Source organism: Mesorhizobium sp. M4A.F.Ca.ET.050.02.1.1 (assembly GCF_003997725.1).
Taxonomy (GTDB): domain Bacteria; phylum Pseudomonadota; class Alphaproteobacteria; order Rhizobiales; family Rhizobiaceae; genus Mesorhizobium.
This window is the reverse complement of the sequence record NZ_RZSG01000343.1, coordinates 1-5,615: the sequence shown is the minus strand read 5'-3', so window position 1 is coordinate 5,615 and position 5,615 is coordinate 1. Positions and strand designations below refer to the sequence as shown.

The 5,615-nt window shown below is 63.7% G+C and carries 4 protein-coding genes and 2 pseudogenes; all 6 read right to left on the bottom strand.

Features of this window, described 5'->3' with window-relative positions; translation table 11 throughout:
- A pseudogene (locus EOA33_RS40650) lies at positions 1 to 155 on the bottom strand (D,D-dipeptide ABC transporter permease); the annotation flags it as partial.
- Positions 152 to 1,219, bottom strand: a complete 1,068-nt coding sequence (locus EOA33_RS20920) for an ABC transporter permease (RefSeq protein WP_126056695.1) — start codon at positions 1,217 to 1,219, stop codon at positions 152 to 154. The pseudogene EOA33_RS40650 and the gene EOA33_RS20920, both read right to left, overlap by 4 nt.
- Before the next feature lie 18 nt (positions 1,220 to 1,237).
- Positions 1,238 to 2,875 carry an ABC transporter substrate-binding protein gene (locus tag EOA33_RS20915; RefSeq protein WP_126056696.1) on the bottom strand — a complete coding sequence of 546 codons (1,638 nt, stop codon included), beginning with the start codon at positions 2,873 to 2,875 and terminating at the stop codon, positions 1,238 to 1,240.
- A 259-nt stretch (positions 2,876 to 3,134) separates the two neighbouring features.
- Positions 3,135 to 4,412: a lytic murein transglycosylase gene (locus EOA33_RS20910; protein WP_127406458.1), complete on the bottom strand. Its 1,278-nt coding sequence runs from the start codon at positions 4,410 to 4,412 to the stop codon at positions 3,135 to 3,137.
- Between the two features lie 177 nt (positions 4,413 to 4,589).
- Positions 4,590 to 5,195 (bottom strand): recombination mediator RecR, encoded by a 606-nt coding sequence (gene recR / locus EOA33_RS20900; RefSeq protein ID WP_126056698.1) that lies wholly within the window; start codon positions 5,193 to 5,195, stop codon positions 4,590 to 4,592.
- 95 nt (positions 5,196 to 5,290) lie between these two features.
- A pseudogene (locus EOA33_RS20895) lies at positions 5,291 to 5,615 on the bottom strand (cell wall hydrolase); the annotation flags it as partial.

The window sequence follows — 5,615 nt, the reverse complement described above, 5'->3', positions numbered from 1 at the left end:
AGGGCGATGATGATCAGCAGGCCGAGAACCGCCAGCCGGTTGGCGGAGAAGCGCCGCCACGCCACATAGGCGCGGCCGAGCCTTGCCTGCATGCGCGAGGCCGGCCGCTCGCTGAGCAGCCATTCGCGACGGCTCTGGATAGTCTCGGCGCTCATGCAGCCTTGGTCCTCGGATCGAGCACGCGGTAGAGCAGGTCGGAAAGAAGGTTGATGCCGATGAAGACCGAACCGATGATGATGGTGCCACCGAGCACGGCGTTCATGTCGGCGTTCTGCAGCGAATTGGTGATGTAGAGACCGATGCCCGGCCAGGAGAACACGGTCTCGGTCAGCACCGAGCCCTCGAGCAGGCTGGCGTAGGAGAGCGCGATCACCGTCACCATCGGCACCGCGGCATTGCGCAGCGCGTGGCCCCAGATGATGCGCGTTTCCGACAGGCCCTTGGCGCGCGCCGCGACTATGTATTCCTGCGCCATCTCGTTCAGCATGAAGGAGCGGGTCATGCGGCTAATATAGGCGAGCGAGAAGTAGCCGAGCAGCGAGGCCGGCAGGATGATGTGGCGATAGGCGTCGTAGAAGACATCCCACTGCCCCTGCATCGCCGCGTCGAGCAGATAGAAGCCGGTGATCGGCGTGAAAGTGTATTCGTAGACGACGTCGAGCCTGGCCGGAAAGGCGACCCATTGCAGCTTGGCGTAGAACAGGACCAGCCCAAGCAGTCCCAACCAGAAGATCGGTACCGAATAGCCGATCAGGCCGATGATGCGCACGATCTGGTCGACGAGGCTGCCCCGCCTGACGGCGGCCAGAACGCCGAGCGGCACGCCGATGACGGCGCCGATCAGCGTGCCCAGCGTCGCCAGTTCGATGGTCGCCGGGAAGACGCGGCGGATATCGGTCATGACCGGATTGGTGGTCAGCACCGAGGTGCCGAAATCGCCGCTCAGCGCACTCTTCACATAGATGTAGAACTGCTGGATCAGCGGCAGGTCGAGCCCCATCTCGCGGCGCGTGCGCTCGACGACATTGGCCGGCGCTCGGTCGCCCAGCACGGCCAGCACTGGATCGATCGGGATGACGCGGCCAATGAAGAAGGTCACCGCGAGCAGACCGAGATAGGTGGTCACCGCGATGACCAGGAAGCGGCCGATCGACGATAAGACAGCGGCGGAGCGGGTGCTGCCGCGCCCGGCCGCCGCCTGATTTTCAACGATGCTCACGCGGTGCGTCCGCCGGAACTATTCCTTGGAGACCGCCCCGACAAAGTTGGTGTCGAAGCTCGGGCCGAGCGCGAAGCCCTTGATGCTCTTGCGCAGACCAGCCACTTCCAGTTGCTGGTGGATGATGACGAAGGGGCTGGTGTCGACGATCTTCTTCTGCAGGTCCTTGTACATATCGGCGCGCTTGGCCGAATCCTTCTCCAGCAGCGCCGCTTCGGTCTCCTTGGTCAGATCCGGAATATCCCAGGCGTTGCGCCAGGCGAGGGTCTTGATCTTGGCGGAGTCGGAATTGTCCGGGTTCGAGGCGAAGGTCTGGGCGTTGGAGTTCGGATCGAAATAGTCCTGGCCCCAATTGCCGATATAGATGTCGTGGTTGCGGGCGCGATACTTGGTCAGCGTCTGCTTGCCGTCGCCCGGAATGATCTCAAGCTTGATGCCAACCTGACCCAGCGTCTGCTGGATCGACTCGGCCATGCCTGTCTCCGGCTGTTTGCTGCGCACGTCCATGGTCACGCTGAAGCCGTCCGCCAGGCCGGCCTTGGCCAGGAGTTCCTTGGCCTTGGCGACATCGAGCTTGAAGGGATTTTCATCGACCGCGCCAAGGTCGCCCTTGGGCAGGAAGGACTGGTGGATCTCGCCGATGCCTTTCAGGATGGTCGAGCTCAGGGCGTCGTAGTCGACCAGGTATTTGAACGCCTGGCGAACCTCCGGCTTGGCGAGGTTCGGATTCTTCTGGTTGAGGCTGATGTAATAGACCGTGCCCTTCGGCGCGCTTGTGGTGGTGAGGTCGGCGTTCTTGGCGACGGCATCCAGGTCGTTGGGCTCGAGGTTGCGGGCGACGTCGATATCGCCGGCCTCCAGCGCCAGGCGCTGCGCCGAGCTTTCCTTCATGAAGCGGTAGATGACGCGGGCGAGCTTGGCCTTCTCGCCATTGTAGTTGTCGTTGCGCTCCAAAACGACGGCCTCGTTGGCGCGCCATTCACGCAGCTTGAACTGGCCAGAGCCGGCGTAGCCGGTCTTCAGCCAGGCATTGCCGAAATCATTGTCCCATTTGTAGTCGGCGCTGGGGGTGACGGCGGCGACATGTTCCTTGACCAGCTTGCTGTCGACGACCGAGGCAACCGTGGCCGACAGGCAGTTGAGAACGAAGCTCGGCGCATAGGCCTTGTCGACGACGAACTGGAAAGTGGTGTCGTCGACCGCCTTGGCCTTTTCGGCGACATTGTCGCCGCTGATGCCGAACTGGCTGATGATAAAGGCGGGGCTCTTGTCCAGCTTGATGGCGCGCTCGAAGGAATAGGCGACGTCGGCGGCGGTGATCGGATTGCCCGAGGCGAATTTCATGCCGGGCTTGAGCTTGAAGGTGTAGGTCAGGCCGTCGTCGGAAACGGCCCAGCTCTCGGCGAGATCGCCCTTGACCTTGGAAGTGTCGCTGAGGTCGAGGCGGACCAAGAGATCATAGGTGTTGCCGGTGACCTCGGCGGTCGACAGCTCGAACGCCTCGCCCGGGTCCATGGTGATGATGTCGTCGAACGCGAAGCCCTCGACCAGCGTATCGGCCGGCGTGACGGCAAAGGCAGGCGCGACCAGCAGCGCGGACAGCGCCGCGCCCGCAAGCAAGGCACGAGAGCGAAGAGCAAACTTTTCCAGCATCATGGTGATCGTTCCCTGTTTTGTTGTTTGTTGACCTGAGTTCCCGGCTCAGGATTGCAGAAATTCCATCGGGTCGCGCGCGTGTCCCCGGCCACTTACCGTCATGGTTTTTGTCCAATTGGTCAACACCATATCCGGCGGCCCGCAAGCCGGCAACGCGCATTTGCAAGACAACGTATTGGACCAGAACGAGCCACGGCGTGTCGACCCATGCGCCGGCTAATCGATGCAGCCAATCGGGAAAATTCTGCTAAATTCGAGGTTACTTCAGCACCGCAACCAGGCCAACATCGGGGAAGCAGGTCGCGGCCCTGCCATTCTTCGCCTGCCAGGCGCCGATCGAGCGGCGGGGCTTGAAACCGGGCAGCCCGTCGGCACTGCCTACGTCGTAGCCCTTGGCCTCCAGCGCCCGCTGCAGGGCGGCAATATCGGAGCGGTGCAGATCGCCGACCGGCCCCCAGCTTGCGGTAAAGGTGGCGTCGCCCTTCGCGATGCGATCGGCGGCATGGCCGATGAACAGCGCGTAGAGGTCGCTGGTGTTGTACTGCTTCAGCACATAGAAGTTCGGCGTGACGATGAAGGCCGGTCCGCTGCGGCCGGCCGGCATCAAGAGGAAGCCCTCGGCTTTCAGCTCACTCGCCTGGAACGCCTTGTTGTCGGCTCGCCTGATACCCATCGCCACCCAGTCGGCAATCCTCTTGCCCTGATCGGGGCCTTCGAGCGAGCAGGAAACATTGGCCGGCGCGATCACCTCGGCTCCCCAGCCGCGGCCCCTGACCCAGCCATAATGGACGAGATAGTTGGCGATCGAGGCGAGCACATCCGGCGTCGAATTCCAGATGTCGGGCCGGCCGTCGCCGTCGAAATCGACTGCATGCTTGAGGAAGGATGTCGGCATGAATTGCGGCTGGCCGAGCGCGCCGGCCCAGGATGATTTCATCGCATTGACCGGTGCCAGCCCGCGCTCGACGATCTCCAATGCTGCCAGCACCTCGGTGCGGAAGAAGTCCTTTTTCGTCGACATGAAGGCCTTGGTGCCCAGCACCTCGAAGGCGTCGTAAGGCATCTTGGCCGCGCCGAAGCCGGTCTCCCGGCCCCAGATCGCCAGAAGCACCTCGCCCGGTACGCCATAGCGCTTCTCGATCAGCCCCAGCACCCTCGCATTGGCGCCTTCGCGCGTTCGCCCCCCGGCGGTGACGGCGCGAACGGTCTTCTCGGCGAAATAGGCGCCGGGCGGCCCGAACTCGGCCTGGTGCTGCTTCTCGGGCGTCGTCGGCGTCTCGCCGGGCATAACGAGGTCCGGCAGCTTGAGGTTCGGCTTCACGCCGATGAAGGCCTCGTCGAAGGTCTTCCTGGAGATTCCCTTGGCCTTGGCTTGTGGCCAAAGGTCGCTCTGCAGCCAGGTGCGGAACTGGTCGTCGATGGGGGCTGCGGCGGTGGGGAAGGAGAGGAGGAAAATGAACAGAGCCGCGAAGAGGGAAAGCGCAGCCAGTTTTGAATGCTTGCGTTCTGTCGCGCCCCCCTCTGTCCTGCCGGACATCTCCCCCACAAGGGGGGAGATTGGCCGTCGCCTTGGCTTTCGCCAATCGCCAACGCTGAAGGAAGAACGCCGCGAGCGAAGCTGCCAATCTCCCCCCTTGTGGGGGAGATGTCCGGCAGGACAGAGGGGGGCGCGAAGGAATACTGTCATTTCCAGGCTACCTCCTCGTTGAAGCCCTCAAAACGCCGTCCTCGATCGCAGCGCAGCGGCTAGCGTGCCTTCGTCGAGATAGTCGAGTTCGCCGCCGACCGGAACGCCATGCGCCAGCCTTGTCACCTTGACCTCGAAGCCGGAGAGCTGGTCGGTGAGGTAGTGCGCCGTGGTCTGGCCTTCGACAGTGGCGTTGACGGCGAGGATCACTTCCTTGACCTCGCCGCCGGCGACGCGGTCGACCAGCGAGCGGATGTTGAGCTGCTCGGGGCCGATGCCGTCGAGCGGCGACAGCGTGCCGCCGAGCACGTGGTAGCGCACATTCATCGCCGCCGCCCGCTCCAGCGCCCAAAGATCGGAGACGTCCTCGACGACGATGAGCGTGCCGGCGTCGCGGCGCGAGTCGGTGCAGATCATGCACGGGTCGGAGGTGTCGACATTGCCGCAGGTCGAGCAGATGCGCACCTTGTCGACCGCCTCGCCCATGGCGGCGGCGAGCGGCTGCAGCAGCTGCTCCTTCTTCTTGATGAGATGAAGCGCGGCGCGCCTGGCCGAACGGGGGCCCAGCCCCGGCACCTTGGCCAGGAGCTGGATCAGGCGTTCGATCTCTGGACCGGCGATTCGCTTGGACATCGCACTGATCTAGGATTTTTCAGAGCGGTTTGGAACATCCACCCGGAGGAATGGTCCGCCATGCTGACAGGGCGGACCATCAATTGCAGGTCAGCTCAGTAGGCTTCCAGCGGCCGGCTCTGGCTTACGATCATCGCGCCGATGGCGTCGGTGTTCTCAGGCGTCGACTGGAAACCCATCGCCGCTTCCTGCGGCGCGCTCGGCACCGAGGTGATGTAGCGGCTGTTCAAGGTGCCGCCGAAACGCGAGGCATCCGGCTCCGCCATCGGCTCCTGCATCGCCACCACAACCGGCTTCGCCGCGACACGACCGGCCTTCGACGCAGGCGCAACGGCGGCGGTCATGTAGGTTTGCTCAGCAGCAACGGTACCGGTTTTTGCCGTCCTGGCCGCGGATGCGGGCTCCACGGCAGCGGTCATC